The 18,050-nt window shown below is 41.2% G+C and carries 7 protein-coding genes; 6 read left to right on the top strand and 1 reads right to left on the bottom strand.

Annotated elements, in window-relative coordinates:
• Nucleotides 1-13 precede the first annotated feature (13 nt).
• From AC0LWT_RS10820 to AC0LWT_RS10795, 6 genes are all read left to right on the top strand, one after another.
• Nucleotides 14-9,259 carry an SDR family NAD(P)-dependent oxidoreductase gene (locus AC0LWT_RS10820; RefSeq protein WP_474681250.1) on the top strand — a complete coding sequence of 3,082 codons (9,246 nt, stop codon included), beginning with the start codon at nucleotides 14-16 and terminating at the stop codon, nucleotides 9,257-9,259.
• 112 nt (nucleotides 9,260-9,371) lie between these two features.
• Nucleotides 9,372-11,159 carry an ABC transporter ATP-binding protein gene (locus AC0LWT_RS10815; RefSeq protein ID WP_474681249.1) on the top strand — a complete coding sequence of 596 codons (1,788 nt, stop codon included), beginning with the start codon at nucleotides 9,372-9,374 and terminating at the stop codon, nucleotides 11,157-11,159.
• A 43-nt stretch (nucleotides 11,160-11,202) separates the two neighbouring features.
• Nucleotides 11,203-13,047, top strand: a complete 1,845-nt coding sequence (locus AC0LWT_RS10810) for an ABC transporter ATP-binding protein (protein WP_474681248.1) — start codon at nucleotides 11,203-11,205, stop codon at nucleotides 13,045-13,047.
• 38 nt (nucleotides 13,048-13,085) lie between these two features.
• On the top strand, nucleotides 13,086-13,991 hold the full coding sequence (locus AC0LWT_RS10805) for an ACP S-malonyltransferase (protein ID WP_474681247.1): 906 nt from the start codon (nucleotides 13,086-13,088) through the stop codon (nucleotides 13,989-13,991).
• Nucleotides 13,992-14,040: 49 nt separating this feature from the next.
• Nucleotides 14,041-15,864 (top strand): non-ribosomal peptide synthetase, encoded by a 1,824-nt coding sequence (locus AC0LWT_RS10800; RefSeq protein ID WP_474681246.1) that lies wholly within the window; start codon nucleotides 14,041-14,043, stop codon nucleotides 15,862-15,864.
• A gap of 16 nt (nucleotides 15,865-15,880) precedes the next feature.
• Nucleotides 15,881-16,903: a cysteine peptidase family C39 domain-containing protein gene (locus AC0LWT_RS10795; protein ID WP_474681245.1), complete on the top strand. Its 1,023-nt coding sequence runs from the start codon at nucleotides 15,881-15,883 to the stop codon at nucleotides 16,901-16,903.
• 100 nt (nucleotides 16,904-17,003) lie between these two features.
• Here the strand turns inward: AC0LWT_RS10795 and AC0LWT_RS10790 are convergent, their stop codons facing one another.
• Nucleotides 17,004-17,891: a TetR/AcrR family transcriptional regulator gene (locus tag AC0LWT_RS10790; protein ID WP_474681244.1), complete on the bottom strand. Its 888-nt coding sequence runs from the start codon at nucleotides 17,889-17,891 to the stop codon at nucleotides 17,004-17,006.
• Nucleotides 17,892-18,050: the final 159 nt, after the last annotated feature.

Here is an 18,050-nt window from a genome sequence, read left to right as displayed (position 1 = left end):
GCGGGATCATGTCATGAAAAATAACCATATCGATCATTCGCCTTATAAAGAAGATGATATAGCGGTTATTGGCATAGGATTGCAAATAGCCGGCACCAACAATCTGGATGAATTTTGGGAAGTTTTTGAAAATAATATAGACCTCATCAGGGATCTTCCGCAAGGCCGCCAAGATGATTTGCAAGAGCTTGCCCACATCTATACGTTGATGATGCCGAATTCCAACAGTAAAATATCATACAACAAGGCTGGATATTTGGAGCGTATAGACGAATTCGACTATGAGTTTTTCAAACTCCCGCCTATAGAGGCACAAGTCATGGATCCTATACAACGGATATTGCTGCAGACCATTTTCCATGCATTCGACGATGCTGGCTACACATCGGAAATGTTGAACGGTTCCAAAACCGGTATTTTTATCGGTTATACCCCTGGCTCTACGAAAGATAATTATTCCACGAATATTTTCCATAATAATCCTGAATTGATCAAGTATTCAAATGTAGGCAATATGCCTTGCATGGTGCCTTCCCGCGCATCGTACCTATTAAATTTGAAAGGGCCGACGATGGTTATTGACTCCGCGTGTTCTTCATCTCTGGTGGCCATTCATGATGCATGCGTAAGCATCAAAAATGGCACATGTTCCATGGCGATCGCCGGCGGCATCAGACTGCATTCGTTTCCAATTGCCTATGATGATATGAATGTAGGCTTTGAAACGGATGATAGTAAAACCAGAACCTTTGACAATACGGCCAGCGGAGCGGCAATAGGAGAAGGATCTGCGGTTGTTTTATTGAAATCGTTAAAAGCAGCGGAACAAGACAAAGATCATATTTATGCGGTAATCAAGGGCAGCGCGATTAATAATGATGGCGCGTCTGCAAGCATTACGGCTCCAAATCCCGCCGCTCAGGCCAATGTTATTTTGGATGCCCTGCAGTCGTCCGGAATTTCCCCTGAAGAGATCGACTATATTGAGACGCACGGCACGGCAACCGCGCTTGGAGATCCGATTGAATTTCGAGGTCTTACGAGCGCATTTGAGAAGTATACGGATAAAAGGCAATTCTGCGGATTGAGCTCATCGAAAAGCAATATCGGACATTTATATGAAGCTGCCGGAGTTGCTTCTTTTATTAAGGCGCTTGCCGCCATTAAGAATAAAAAGATACCGGGAGCAAGCCACTTCAACATTCCTAACCTAAAGATTGATTTTTGTGATTCTCCCTTCTACATAAACACTACTACGAAAGACTGGAATAAGAATGGCTTAAGGGTTTGCGGGGTCAGCGCCTTTGGCATCAGCGGTACAAATTGTCATGTTATTGTGCAGGAATATGAAAATAACCTTGAGGATCTGCAACTGACCGGACAGCATGTACTCGGAATTTCGGCAAAGTCATCCGAAAGCTTGGTTTCTTTGTGCAAACAATACAAAGAATATTTGGAAAAAAGTGATGTTGATGCGAATCTTTTTGCCGTTAATGCAAATTTGTACAGAACCCATTACGCCAAAAGACTGGCTGTCGTATTTTCCAATCGAAATGACTTGGTTGGCACTTTACATCGGTTGGCCGACTGCGATCCAAGCGAATGGAACCGTCTGCCGGGAGTGTACTACGACCATGAGCACACATCGCAACAAATTGATTATGGTCAAGTTCGATCGGCGGTAAAGCGCTGCAATGCCAACATCGCCACCTGTTTGGCAGGCAATCCAACCGATGTTTTGCACGATGAAATCCGTTCCGATTTTGAATTTATAGCTAGTGTATACAGTTATGGTGCTAAATTAGACTGGAGCTCGCTCTACAAAGGGTTCGAACCCAGACATATCACAATTCCCCCTTACCCTTTTAAGAGAAGCCGTTGCTGGCTGCCCAAGAAGGAGAAAAAGAAAAACTGGAACGAATTGGCGGACCAATTGAATGCCCTTAAATATAATAGCGAAGCCATCCCTTTCTCTCCTGCCTCTATCCCTGCTTCTTCCGATTTGTTTTACAAAAGAATCTTTGTGGAAGCGCAACCGATTGAGAAGAACGTTGAGCTGGGAAGATGCTTGTTCATTCACCTGTCAGATGATTCTGTTGAACAGCTGTACGAAGGTTTGCAGCAGCGTTTTTTTGACGTAGAGCGGATTTCCATAGATACTGCGGAAGCGAAGAGGATCGGTCTTGAAAAATATTTTGGACAGCTGTATAGGAGAATCTCCTTTAAGGATCTTTCGCACATTGTAATTGCCGATTTGTTTGGCACAAAAGAAGATTGGCTCCCGGAAGAATTGCTCCATATGCAAAACGTGATGTTATTAGGCATTGTAGGCCTATACCGCGAATTTTCAAATTACGAGAATCTTTTAAAAGTCGTTCCTGTCCTGAACAATTGTTTCCGGGTTACAGGGGAAGAGGCTTATTTGAACCCGAATGGTTCGCCCGTTTTCGGCCTGTGCAAATCCTTTAATCGTATGTTTAAAAATATTGCTTCATGCTGTATTGACAAGGACCCTGGCACGAGTTGGATTAGGATCGTCGATGAAATTTGTTCTGTCTCCAAAGAGGATATTGTGGCTTACCGCAATAATAAACGTTTCTGCGAGGGCCTGCAGGAAGCGGAAATCGCCGCGGACAGCAAGCAGCTCGTGGTTAAAGATCAAGGAGTGTACTTGATAAGCGGCGGGTTGGGTGGAATAGGCTCTGAAACTGCAATGGAAATAGCCGGTCGGGCCAAATCGGTTTCTATCATTCTTGTTGGCCGCACGCCGCTGCCCGAACAATCGGAATGGGATTCGATACTGCGAAGCCATCCGGGAAGCGATTTGGCGGAGAAGATTGAGCGGCTTCGCTTGCTCAAAGCTAAAGCTGGGCATGTGGATTATTTCGCCCTGGATATTGCGGATGCCGATGCGCTGCAATCTGTTATTCGCACAGTACATGCGAAGTATGGGAAGCTTAACGGAATCGTCCACAGTGCAGGGATCAGCGGAGGCATTACGTTCGAACAGCTGAACGAAGAGCATTTCACAAATATACTAAAGCCCAAGGTGATAGGGACTTATAATCTGGACCATGCTACAAGAGATCAGAACCTGGATTTCTTTCTTATGTTCTCAAGTATTTCCACTATTTTTAGCAGTGCCGATCTGCCGGGTTATATCGCAGGGAATATTTATTTGGATAGCTATAGCGAATACCGCAATAAAGCAACCGGAAGCAAAAGCATTACCGTAAACTGGGCTACGTGGTCGGAAATAGGGATGGCAGTCAAGTCCAACTTTACAATTGATACGTTATTTCAGACTATAAAGATCAAAGAAGCCATCGGCGCGTTGTTTACGGTGCTGCAAAACGATAGCGGTTCTGTTGTAATAGCTCGCTTAAATCTGAAAGACAAAATTTCTATGCTGTTAAAGACGTACCCCATGCAGTTATCTCCCCGAATTTTGGAGGCTTTGCATGCGGAGACTTATGATAACGCTGGTTCCGCAAAATCGAATCCTGCCATCCATAGTGAAACATATGCAAATGTAGAAGAAACTCTTATTAGAGTATGCTGCAAAAATCTGGGCTATGAAGATATTCAGGTTCATCAAAATTTCTTTGAATTGGGTGCCAATTCGATCTTGTTATCGATTATTTATAAAGATCTGAATGAGCTGTTTCCCGGGATTTTGCAGGTAACCGACCTGTTCTCCTATCCGACTGTCAGTTTATTGGCAGAACATATCAGCAATAAAATAGCTCAGGGTGGTGCTGCTGCACAACCGGAAAGCGAAGAGACTGAGTTTAAGGTGACTGAACCCGCTTTTCTAGAACCTGTCTTTATAGAGGCGCATGGTGCTGCGCCCAGCCCAGTCAATTTGAATCCTGTTAAAGCTGCTTCCAGGGAAGCTATGTCTGTGGAGAACGATGACGGCAGTGTCGCCATTATCGGTGTTGGATTAGAGCTTCCGGCCTGCAACAACTTAGATAGTTATTGGGAAGTTCTAGTTAATGGGATTAACGTTGTCCGCGATATCCCGGCCGAACGATCCGTTGATATCACGAATCATCTGCTTTCCCGGGAATTTGACGAAAGTCGCATTCGATTTCGGAAATGCGGGTATTTAGATGAAGTTAACAAATTCGATCACGCTTTTTTCGGGATATCGCCTCGTGATGCCGCGCTGCTTGATCCGGTCTTGCGAATCTTTTTGCAGTGCTGTTCCAATGCAATTGATGATGCCGGCTATGGCGCGGACGGTGTGAAAGGCACGAATACCGGGATATTCCTCGGGTATACGGCCAATCTTGGAAATGCATATAACAGACTCTTGTATGAAGTCGATCCAAAGCTGTTCAATGATGCTTTGCCGATTGGCCAGGTCAGTATGACAGCCAGCAGAGCCGCGTATGTATTTGATTTAAAAGGCCCCAGTATGGTCATCGATACAGCTTGTTCGTCGTCCCTGGTTGCGCTGCATATGGCGTGTGAGCAGATTCGATTCGGCAAATGTGAAATGGCACTGGCAGGAGGGGCATCCCTTATGGCCATTCCTCTTGACGATGGAAGCGGCGTAGGCTTCGAATCCCCGGAAGAAAAAACACGGGCATTTTCCGATCATGCAAGCGGATCGGCTATAGCGGAAGGGGTTGGGGTCGTTTTACTCAAATCACTGAAGAAGGCTCAGCAAGACGGCGACTCCATTTATGCTGTTATTAAAGGAAGTGCGATTAATCAGGATGGGAGCTCCTTCGGGATTGCCGCGCCAAATTACCTGGCACAATCCGAAGCCATTAAACAGGCATGGCACGATGCCGGTGTGACGGCAGCCGATATCAGCTATATGGAAGCCCATGGCACAGGTACTCAGCTTGGCGATCCCATTGAGATTAGAGGAATTCGTCACGCGTTTGAAACCTTTACCGAGCATAAACAAATTTGTGGCGTAGGTTCTGTTAAAACCAATTTGGGGCACGCCAATGAAGCCGCGGGTATGTGCGGACTGTTCAAATGCATATTAACGCTCCAAAACAAACTCATACCGCCAACCCTCCATTTTCAATCGCCAAACCCAAATATCGACTTTATTAATTCTCCATTATACATTGTGGATAAAGTGACCCCGCTTAAGGCAAAAGGGGATAAGGCGATCATCGGGATCAGCGGTTTTGGAATGAGCGGCACAAATGCTCACATTATTCTGGAAGAAGCGCCGAAAGCCGTTAACGCAAATGCCGGCAGCGGCAAACAGTCCCTAATTTTTACAGTGTCGGCCAAAACGGAACAGGCAGTTTTTCAATTAATCGACCGGTACAGATCTTATTTGCTTGAACATAAGAATGAGAACCTTCTGGATTTAACCTGCACGCTGAATATTGGAAGAAAGCATTACTCACATCGGTTAGCCTTTATTTATCATAATCAAAATGAGCTGGTAAGCAAGCTGACAGAACTAACTCATTGCGAATCGTTCCATGAGATAAAACATGATTGGTGTTATGCTGGCCATTATTCGATTGTTCCCGAGAGCAAGAAGGAAAAATATTCCTATGAGATTACTTCTAAGGAACAGCAAAAGCTAACGGAAGAAGCAAACCGTTACTGCGCAAATATAGGAAATCAAAATGACTCCGGTTTGCAGGCAATTTGCAACTGCTATATCAAAGGGGCAAACATCGCATGGGGAGTTTTGTATAACGAACCCTATCGGAAGCTCCATCTGCCCACCTATCCCTATGCTAGACATCATGCCTGGTACCAAATCCCGGCGAAGGACAGGAAGATCGGCGCGGAGAAAAGCACAGAGGAAAGTTTATACGATCATTTCTTCCACCATAAAAGATGGGTCGTTCAAGATAAGAGTGCTATCAAAATGCCCCAAAAAGACGAAGTCTGCGTGATCGTCCACTGCGACAACAAGGGGAATTTCATCCTTTCGCAAAGGTTAAGGGAAAAAGGGGTAAGAGTCGTTGAAGTTTTTGCCGCGCATGATTCCTTTTGCCAAATAGATAAGGATACGTATCAGATTGAAAACAATGTCGACCAGTTCAAGGAATTATTTTCGCAGCTATCCGATATGAAAATCTGTAAAATTGTTCATATGGGCGCTTATCGGGATAAAGAGCCTAAAAACGCCGATGAATTATACGGGGAATTCGAATATGGCTTTTTCAATGCTGTGAACTTGGTAAAAGGTCTTGTAAAGGCCCGTCTTGACCAAGATATTAAGCTTGTGCTCGTCGCCTCAAATGCAAGTCGGATATTCGGGCAAGAACAGCGAACCCTGCCTCACAGCGCGACAGTCCTGAGCCTTGGCAAGATTATTGAGCAAGAGAACCCAAGTATAAGCTGTCGTGCGATCGATACGGATATGGAAACAACCATCGATCACATTGCGGATCAGCTTTTTGCAGACCACAACATGTATTTGGTTGGTTTGCGCCAAGGACAAAGTTATATTGAGGAGTTCGATGCGGTAGATGTTAAACCGGAAACTGCAAATCGGATTGTCAATGGAGGGACCTATATAATTACGGGCGGCACCTCCGGAATTGGCGTGCAAAATGCAAAGCTGTTTAGCCGGCAAGCCAATTGCAATCTGATTCTTCTAAGCAGAAAAGGGTTTCCTGATGAATCGCTATGGGAAAGTTACCAAGAGAAAGAGGGATATAGGGACAATATTAAAGACTTCAAAGAGATAAAAATGAATGGCTCTGCACTAGAATTTATCAAGTGTGATATCAGTAAAGCGGACGATGTGCAGAACATGCTGGAATCCGTACGTGCAAAGTATAAACAAATAAACGGCATCGTTCATTGCGCCGGGGTAGTCGAACCGAGTTTCATTCTACGGAAATCAAAAGAAAGTTACATGTCCGTATTCGCTCCAAAAGTGCTGGGGACCTGGAACTTGGATAAATTTACGCAGCAGGATCAGTTGGATTTCATATTGCTGCATTCATCCAATGTTACTGATGCAGGTGAACCGGGACAAAGCTGTTATATGGCCGCAAACGCATTTTTGGATTCCTATACGGATTACTTGAATGCGCAAGGCAGGAATACTTATACGGTCAACTGGGTTGCTTGGAAAGAAACGGGGATGGCTCATCATACAGGCACTAATGTAGACACGGTCACTAAAGCCATATCCAACCAAGAAGCGACGAATGCCCTTAACCAACTGCTCAGAAGTAAACCGCAGCGTGTTGTGATCGGTCAGTTTAACGAAAAGGTTGACATGGTATCCTTTTTGAGGAATAGCCGTCATGCAGTGGCTCCAAGTTTTACAGCGAAAATCTTTAAATTTACTTACAAAAGACAGGTTGACGAGGTTGCAGCGGCAAAGAATGCCGTTATGGCAGCGCCTCCGACCATTTTGCAAGAGAAGAGCCATGTCAGCAGTTCCGGCAAGGAAATCAAATTGACTGGAAATGTGGAAGACCGTTACACGCCTGTCGAGAAGCAAATCGGAAAAGTTTATTGCGACATTTTGGGGTATGAAGAAGCCGATATTTATGAGGGATTCTTCGAAATGGGCGGCGACTCCATTCTCCTTACGGAAATGCATGATACCATTAACAAGCTGTATCCCAATATTGTCAAGATTGCGGATTTATTCGAATTTGATTCCATTCACAGTCTAGCCGAATATATTTCGAAACGAATCAAAAAAGAAGAAATTCCAGAAAAAGTTGAACCGGCAAATGCAAAGGAGATCAAACTGAAAGGAAATATCGAGGGAGTTTATTCGCCCGTCGAAAAGAAGATCGGTGAAGTGTACTGTACGATTCTAGGGTATGATGAAGTGGATATTTATGAAGGCTTTTTTGAAATGGGCGGCGATTCCATTCTCCTTACAGAAATGCACGATATTATTAATAAGCTGTATCCGAATATAGTCAAAATCGCTGATTTGTTTGAATTTGATTCTATCCAAAGCCTCTCCGCGTACATTGCTTCCCGCAAAGAAAAAATGGAAAACGCCAAAAAGGCCGAAGATTCAGACAGGAATCAAAAAGAACAAACGGCGAGTGCTGCTTATTATGATATGAGCAATCCACAAGAAAGGATTTATTTTGATTATCGGCTAGCGCACAATAAAAATGTCTATAATATCGGGTTCGTATCGGACAAATCAGGAGATGAGTACGAGGATTTAGTTATTAATGCAAACAAATTTATTGGCCAGTTCGACATGTTAAGAACGACTTTTAAAACGGTAAACAAAAAATTGGTGCAGGTCGTCAATCCGATGAAGCCCATCGAAATTCAACGAGTGAAAGTCGATTCAGCGGCGAATATTGACTATACGAAATACCTGAAAACGTTCAAGCTCAGCGAGTACCCGTTGTTTAATCTGACTCTGTTTGAGGCTCCTGATAAAAAACTGTTATTCTTTGATTTCCACCATATTCTGCTGGACGGGTATTCTACAACTATTCTTCAGGAACATATGGAGGCCTTTGGAACGAATGACTTACCCGGCAACCCTCTATGCCCTTATTCGAAGTATGTTGAGTTTGAAAAGATTTTCTATACTTCCAATGAGTACAAAGACATGGGTAATTATTGGAAAGACCAGCTTAGCGGATTTGATTTTACAAATCCATTCGAAAGCAAGCAAGCAGACGAACATGCTTATGGGCATACTTCAATCGAATTAAGTTCGGAGCTTGCCGATGCGATGTTGGAGTTTGCCAAGTCAAGAAAGACCACGATTTTTAATATCTTCTTAGGCGTATATATGCTGTCGCTTGCCCAAATTACAAAAAAGAAAGATATTTCGATTCTTACGCCTGTGTTAAACAGATATGTACCGGAATTTAAACATTCGATAGGCGTCTTTACAAACCTGATTCCAATCAGAGTAGAATTGCAGCCCGAACAGTCGTTAGACGACTATATGAAAAATGTGACGAAAACAACGATAGGAGGACTTAAAAATCAATTTTATCAGTACAACCATCTAATTGGGGATTTAAAAAGCTCAAAACCTGAGTTCTTCTTTTATATGGATTTCGAAGATAACTCATTGAAAAAGTACAGAAGCACGGAGGACATCCCGTACGCTGTCAATATTCCAAAGTTTACGTTGGATCTGGAGATTAAGAACTTTAATCAAATCTATCATGTTTCCGCCTCATATAAAAAGAATTATGTAGACGATGCAGAAGCAGCGGCGATTCTTGATTTGCTGGTAAAAAATTTAGCGGAAAATTTCCGGAATGACAAATTTCATCAAACCTTGGACACCTTCCTCGATCAATGATTGGACTAAATGACTTGACGAGCTCCTTACAAGGGGAACATACAGGGAATGTTCCTGCATGTTCCCAAGGGCTCGATTTGATGGGGCCCACGCTTATTAGGAGGCTGACTGAGTGAAGATTAGAATCGTAAAGAATCTGATAAGTTTGTTTAAATTGGTGTTTATAAATAATAAATTTTACTTACTCGTTTCTTTTATACATATTGTCTGTAATGCTGTTGCGCCTTTTATTACAATCATCTACTTTAAATATTTAATTGATGCTATTCAATTTGACCACGGACTGCTTTATATATGTAAAATTACTCTGGCGATGCTCATTGCTAATCTCGTTGTAACGAATGCTCAGATTTATACTAAAAGCGCAACGACGCTGCATTCCAAATGGCTGCTCGTTCCGCTGACTGCAATGTTTTGCAAGAAATCGATTGATATGGACTATAAATACACAGAAGATCAATCCATTATTCAGGAGATGAATCGGGCTTCTTTTGTACTCGCAAATGGCGATAATTTGGAAAGGTATTTAGCGGCGGTAAATGGCATTTTTATTGCTATCGCACAATTGGGTTTTATTACTTATTTAGCGTCGCTGTTAAATCCATTCATGATCATCATCGTATTGGCAGTTTCCCTTATAAATACGTTTATCAGCTTAAAGATACAAAATAAGAATTATCAAATTCACAGAGAAGCTTTACCCATCGACAGGAAATGGCGTTACATTATTAATCTCGCTACCGAGCTAAAGTTTGCGAAGGAAATAAGATTATTCGAATTGAAAGATTTTGTTACCCGAAAAGGAGATGAAAACAGAAATGAATATTTCTCGTTTTTTGATAGAACAATCAAAAATGAAAGGAAGGGATTGCTGGGCAGTACATTTATAAATATAACCCAGGAGATCACAATCCTCGTTATTCTTGTGTTTTCGGTAATTTTCAAAGGACTGACTATAGGGAACTTCATTGTTCTGATGAACGGGATCAGACAATTCAGCGACAGCTTTCGGGCATTGTTCGACCATATCGTGAATCTATACAACATAAACAATTATATTGACGATTTCTTTGTTTTTTTGGGACGTAGAAGCGAACTTAGGGAGAGTTCAAAAAAAATAAAAATAGAACCGGGGAGTCCGCCAGGGAAGTTTGAGCTTATCGATGTTTCTTTTCATTACCCCAATAACCCCAGGTTGATTGTGAAAAATATTAATTTGACCATTGAGCCCGGCGAGTGTCTTGTAATCGTAGGCGAAAACGGAGCGGGTAAAACAACCTTGATCAAGCTTCTGATGCGGCTGTACGACGTAACGTCCGGAGCTATACTCTATAACGGCATTAATATAAAAGATTACGACTATGACAGCTATATGGACGCCTTATCGACCGTCTTTCAGGACTTTAAAATTTTTGCAATCAGTGTATACGAAAATATTACTTTTAAAGATAAGACCGAATATGACCCCCTTGTTCATTCTTTACTTAGTCAAAACAATCTGTCGGAAAAAATTCAGTCTCTTCTTTATCGGGAAAGAACCATTTTATCAAGAAGGTTCGATAGTGACGGTGTAGAGCTTTCAGGAGGACAAGCCCAAAAGCTGGCTTTTTGCCGAGCGATGTACAAGAACAGTCCTGTTTTGATTTTGGATGAGCCAAGCGCCAGTTTGTCTCCGATCGCCGAAAACGAAATGTACATTACATTCTCAAAAATAATAAAGGACAAGACAACCATCTTTATCTCGCATCGTTTGAGCAGTTCGTCCATTAGCGATAAAATTTGTGTGCTTGATGACGGGGAAATTGTGGAATACGGAACGCACAAGGAACTCTTGAATAAAAATGGCCTATATCAAGGTATGTACGAAATACAGTCACGCTACTACAAAGAAATTCTATAGACAATGTCATCATGTCACACTAGTTGGAGCGGAGGGAAGCTGCTTGGGGAAATTACTTGATAGAACGAAAGAGATGATACGGTATTTTTGGAATATCTATCTTCTGTACAGGAAGATAGGGTCATTTGATAAAGTTTACATTTTGAATAGTGTGTTCATTGTAGGGGTGAGAGCGATTCATCCCTTTAACAGTGTTTTTTTCTTAAAATGGATTGTAGATGAATTAACCGGACAAGCAAGATGGACACATACACTCTTGTATGTAGGTCTGATGTGTCTCATTGAACTATCGCTGCGTTCCATAGACGGCGTGTTTTGGACATACGAGCAAAAGAAAATCCTGCGATTTAAGACAATCTTTCTAGAAGAAATCAATTTGAAAACAATGAGTTTATCCTATCAGCAAATTGAAGACCCCAAGATTATCGATAACAGGCAAAAAGCGATGGAAATTTTTTATCCCGGGCAAGCTCATTTTATGGATTTGAAAAATACAATCATCGATTCCAAGCAGCTCTTTGCCAATACACTGCAACTTTTTGGCGTTATTAGCATTCTTCTAACGTTTGGACCTTATGTTTTTATCGTATTGTTATTCACCTATTTTGTTAGTGTGATCCTGAATACGATTGCGGCAGACAAAGAATTCCAAGTATGGAGCCATTCCTTGGTGAATATCGGCCGCAGAATCGGTTATTTTCAGGAGCTTTCCACTGACTTTGCTTATGCCAAAGAAATGAGGATTAATAAATTAGGCCAGTGGATCGTCGACAAGATGCATTATTATTTCAATTATATGAAGAGAGATGTAACGAAAGCCGTTCATGCATTTACTTTAATGAGCATCCTTTCGAATACGTTACAAGTACTCATAAATGGAGCCGTTTATTTTTATATCGGATGGCTTGCTTTCCACAAAGTTATTTCGCTGTCGGAGATTGTGGTTTATATTACCAGCTTAGGTGTCTTCGTGGCCGCTCTATTCGGTATATCAGCTTGCATCATCTCCCTTCAAAAGGCCGGAATGCATCTTTCAACCTATTTTGCCTATTTGAAAACAATCACATCGAATGAATTGGGTCAAACAGATGCCGGATATATTTCCGATTATAGATTGGATTCCGCTCAGCTTGAAATCGAATTTGTTGATGTGTGGTTTAAATACCCGGAGCAAGATCATTACACCATAAAAAATTTAAACCTGACGATCTTCGCCAATGAGAAATTGGCAATTGTAGGTGAAAACGGCGCGGGTAAAACAACACTGATCAAGCTGTTGTTAAGGTTCTATAGGCCGACGAAAGGGCAGATTTTTATGAATGGGATCGACATTCATCGCATCACCCTTGACGATTATATGAAAAATATTACAGCCGTGTTTCAGGACTTCAACATATTAAACTTTTCACTTCTGGATAATATTGTGTTTGATAAAAAATATAATGAGGAAGAAATTACGGAGATCATTGACAATCTGAATTTGAATAAAACCGTTGAGAATTCGCCGAAGCATATGCATACGGAGCTTGGACGTCTTTTTAATCAGGACGGAATCGAGTTATCAGGCGGGCAGCAGCAGAAGCTGGCCATTGCTCGAGCGCTGTTTAAAAATTGTTCGCTCATTATTTTGGATGAACCCACCGCGATGCTTTCACCAAAGGCGGAATATGAGATCTATTCCAATTTTGCCGGACTTACCAAAGATAAAACAACCGTCTATATTTCCCACCGCATGTCCAGCTGCCGATTCTGCAATCGTATCGCAGTTATGAAATTGGGCGAGATGGTCGAGTTGGGGAATCATGGGCAGCTGATGAATGAGCAGGGCGAATATTACAAGCTGTACACAACGCAAGCGGAATTTTATAAAAACTTAGAGGTTTCTTAACAGTCAGTAAGTCTTAATTCATAAGAGGTGAGTCAGTCATGGTTAATAGAGGGAAGGCCGCATGTCTCTTTGGGGGACAAGGTTCACAACATATTGGTATGGGAAAAGATTTTTATGATCTGGATGACGACTGCCGTCAATTATTTAAAACTTCCAGCAGCGTAATGGGCTACGATATGGCTGAGTTGTGTTTCTACGGACAAGAAGAAACATTCGCTCAGGAAATCTACTCTCTGCCCAGCATGTTGGTGATTGATTTATGTGCCTTCACAGTGGCTATCAAGCGGGGATATGCTTTTCAGGCATTAGCAGGCTTCTCGCTTGGTGAATACGCTGCATTAGCAGCTGCGCAAGTTGTCTCGACACGCGACGCGTTTGAGCTTGTAAAGCAGCTGATCATAGCTTCGGAATCGGATTTGAAAGACGACTCCTATGGCATGGCTGCTGTGAACATGTCGGCGGAAATGTGCGAGCTTATTTGCGCTTCGGTTCAAAATGGCTACGTCAGACTGGCAAATTACAATTCGAAAAATCAAGTTACTATAGCCGGCAACATGAAGGGACTGGACGCTTTTCGCAGGATTGCACAGGAAATGGATGTGAAGGTGATCCCAATAAAAGTAAATCGACCCTATCATTGCAGCCTTATGGAGCCTGCCGCGAACATGTATAGCAATGAAATAAAAAACATCAAGTTCACCGAACCTGCCATTCCCATATATTTAAATGTAAACGGCGAAGCAGAGACAAATGCAGCCGAAATAAAATCAAAAGTAGTGAAACAATTATATTCACCTGTTTTATGGACGAAAACATTGGAGAATTTGCGTTTGGCCGGCTTCGAGTACTACGTTGAATGCGGGCTAAATAGTGTATTGTCCCGGATGGCTAGAGATACGTTGGGAGTCGAAAGGGAAAAGACTGTATTTGTAAGAACAAGCTAATTTAAAATCCATGTCAACGCTTTGTATAAGAAGAAATGAGGTGGACTTATTGTTTATAGAAAAAAAATCAAATCAAATCTTGGAAGGTAATTTCCTGGGAAATACGACCGTATACGGATTGTTTGAAAAAATGGCCAATAAGGTTCCTGATCATACGGCTATTATGTTTAAGGAGAAAACGATTTCATACAGCGAACTGCTGAATAAAGTAAAGCGCATTGCCTATAGATTGAAAATCGAAAAAGTGAACAAAAAAGATACAGTTGCAATCATGATGAGAAGATCGGTAGACGTTGTTGCAGGCATCCTGGCAGTTTTAAAAGCGGGCGCGGCTTTTCTTCCGATTGATCCGGAATACCCGGAACAAAGAAGGGAATACATGCTGGCAGACAGTAATGCATCCTTATTGATAACAGGTTCAATGACGGCGGAAAAAGCCGGTCAAATAAAGGTCTTATGTGTGGATGAACCGGGCGGCTATGAATTTGAACAAGATGGAAGTATAAGTGAAGAACCGCTGTCTGATGATTTGGCTTATATCATATATACATCGGGTTCAACGGGAAAGCCTAAAGGGGTAATGATTGAGCACAAGTCAGTCGTAAATTTTATTAACGGGATTACGGAGTTAATTGATTTTGCGGAAGGAAAGAAAATTCTCGCGCTGACGACAATATCATTCGACATTTTTGTGTTGGAAGTGCTGCTGCCCCTAACCAAAGGATTGACGGTAGTTTTGGCGGATGAAGATACGCAAAAAAATCCTAAACTGCTTGCCGATACCATAGTTCATAGCTGTATTGATATGCTGCAAATAACGCCATCCATGATGCAATTGTTGATCAATCATAATGAAAAGCAGCTCGGGTGTCTTCGAAACCTGAAGGAGATCATGATTGGGGGTGAAGCATTGCCACAGTTATTATTGGACAAGATCAGAGGAAACACAAATGCAAGAATTTATAATATGTATGGACCGACAGAAACAACAGTATGGTCCACGGTAAGCGATTTAACCGAGAAAAACAATATTGATATCGGCAAACCCATCCTCCATACAAAAATCTATATTTTGGACGAAAATGATCATATTGTTGAGGAAGGTCAAGAAGGGGAGCTGTGCATAGGAGGGCTCGGTCTTGCAAGGGGTTATTTAAACAGGCCGGAGCTTACATTGGAGCGATTTGTTGCAAACCCCCATGTTTCAGGCGAAAGAATGTACAAGACTGGGGACCGGGTCAAATTGCTTGCAGACGGAAATATACAATATCTCGGAAGAATAGATAATCAAGTGAAAATAAGAGGGCATAGGATTGAGCTGGAAGAAATCGAGTCTGCCCTGTTACAAAATGGATCTATTCGCCAGGCTGCAGTTTCCTCATGGCAGGACAAGGAAAGCCATAGTTATTTATGCGCCTATTATTTATCTGATCATGATCTCTTGTCTGCAGATTTGAGAGAATTTTTGGGGCATATTTTACCTGACTATATGATTCCTTCCTATTTTTTCAAACTTGATAACATGCCCTATACCCTAAACGGGAAAATAGACAGAAAAGCTTTGCCGGCAACCGAATATATGGCTTTCATGGCGCAAGAACATGCAGCGGCTCAAATGATTGAGGATACAAACCTATTATCAAAGATCAAAGAGATTATAAATTCAAATTTGGAAGTTGCTGTTCCATTGGAAAGGATAGATTTACAAAGCCAATTGACAGACTTTGGGCTGCACTCCATTCTTTTCATTAAAATGCTTGTTTCAATAGAGACTGAATTTGACTTTGAGTTTGAAACTGAATATATTCATATGAATAAATTTCCGACGGTTCAAAGTTTAGTTTCGTATGTGGAAAGCAGAGTGTTAATTTAAAGGCTGGAGGGGCTATATGGAAAAAAAATTAGAAATGACTTATCCAACTATCACCTCGTACCCCAGAAATGCAAATATGATTTCGATACTTTCTCACCACAGTTCCTTCAAAAACTGGTTGTATTCCAATCATATCCAGCTTCACATCAGCAAAGAAAAAGAAATGAATTACTATTGGTTAATGTTTTACCAGCCGCTTGCACGAATCCATTATCCTTTAATTAATCGGCAATACCTCAAACGTGAACTGCTCCAGGATCATAACATTGATATACTGGAATTAATCACAAAATCGATTGATAAGTCCGGATATATTTATTTATGTGTAGATACATTTTATATTCCTGCTTACCCGCTATTTCAAAAGAACCACTATTTCCATGACCTCTTTATTTTCGGATATAATCTAACCAACCAAATATTTTACGTCGCCGATTTTTTTAAGGATGGCCGGTATTCGTATGAAACTATAACCTTTACAGATTTTTTAAATGCGTTCAAAAGCGATTTCAAAGATTCTAATTCAGAAAATTTCGATGTGCAAATATTGCATGTTGATTACCAGAAAACATATACACTGGATATCCCGTTCATAATTGAAGAACTAATCGGTTATTTGAATTCCGTTAATTCTTCCAATAAATACAAAATGATCACGGAGCCGCTTCATGATACCGAGTTTATATTTGGTTTAAACATTTACCCTATATTAATAAAAAGCGCTGACGATAGGCAAAGTTATCATTGGCTTATGAAGGCGATTCATGTTCTATACGACCATAAAAAGCTTATGGCTGAGCGAGTTAGTTATTTTATGGAGAACAACATTATCCATGATAAATTTTTAAAGGAATCTTTTGAAAATATAAAAGTACTTGCAGAAGTCACTCGAAATATGTGTATAAAATACTCTTTGGCTCAAGATGAAAAAATGAAAGATCACGTTATCGCGAATCTACACGATATTTATGCTAAAGAGAAAAAAAATATAGAAAGTTTAATATTTGAATTGAAACTCTCCATGGAAACAAACTCCTGAGTGAATGCCAATAGATGCTCGCCCATTTTGGGGCGGGCGTTTTTATTTAACGGGTTATCGCGGCTGCTGACGCAACTGCCAGCCGCCGCGATAACATGCATTACAACAGCTTGGTCACAATCCTTCGATAATTTTCGAATTCGCTTGTACTGCTAATTTGCTGGCACATTTCCAGCGACAATAGCGCGCTTTCAATTAAAAAAACTCTAGGTTCCTTGCTGACAAAGAGTTCTTCTTGAATAAAATGCACAAACTTCAAACACGTAGAAGCCTGCAATTGGTCATTTGCCAAATTTTTGTCAATAATCTTTCTGAAATTGAGTGTCGCCAGTGAAAATTGACTGTTGAAATAATCGTCTTCATCCGAATCCGGAGAGAGTTTATGAATATCTTCAGGGGAGAAGATTTGATCTCCTCTAGCACTCACATCGTCCAAAATCGATTGGACAGACTGAACCGCATATTCGATTAATTTCGTAAATCCGACGTGGGCCTTGATTGTTTTGTTAAAGCGAAGCAGGGTATGCATGATGCCGGTAAAAAGTATGGCGCAATCCAGTAAATAAGGTTTTTTGTCCTCGGCAAATATGTCTTGAAACCGGTCATGTACCCAATTTATAAATTTGAAATTGATTTTTCTAATAAAGTCGGTAAGTTCGGGCTCATTGGAAACAAGAGCATCCTCAAGGATAAGCGTGCTTTTGCTTTCTTTGTTTAATTCCAGCGATATAATCACTTGTTTGGCAAATATATGAATATCAGCAGGATCCTCCCCGATGAGCTGAGCTTCTCTTTCTTCTTCAAGTTTTTTGAAAACAGATGTAAATACCGCCTTCAAAAGCTCCCCCTTGGAAGCAAAGTAATTATAAAAAGATCCCTTCGAGATCTCGCTATGATGAATAATCTCTTGAATGGATGTCGCATGATATCCGTTTGCCTGGAACAATTCATAAGCCTTTTGAATGACACGTTCTTTACGCTTATTCATGTTTGATGATCAGCTCCTCAATCACGTACTCTTCTTCAAGTAGATTATCACACTTGGACTATAATCTCAATTTTGAACACCGAGTAAAATTTTTCTTGAATATGATTCGAAAAGAGGCTATATTTCTAAGTATAACGATTGCCCAAAATTATACCTCAA

The organism is Paenibacillus sp. sgz302164 (assembly GCF_056120505.1).
The sequence above is the reverse complement of the archived record's forward strand: the minus strand, read 5'-3'. Positions and strand labels throughout refer to the sequence as shown.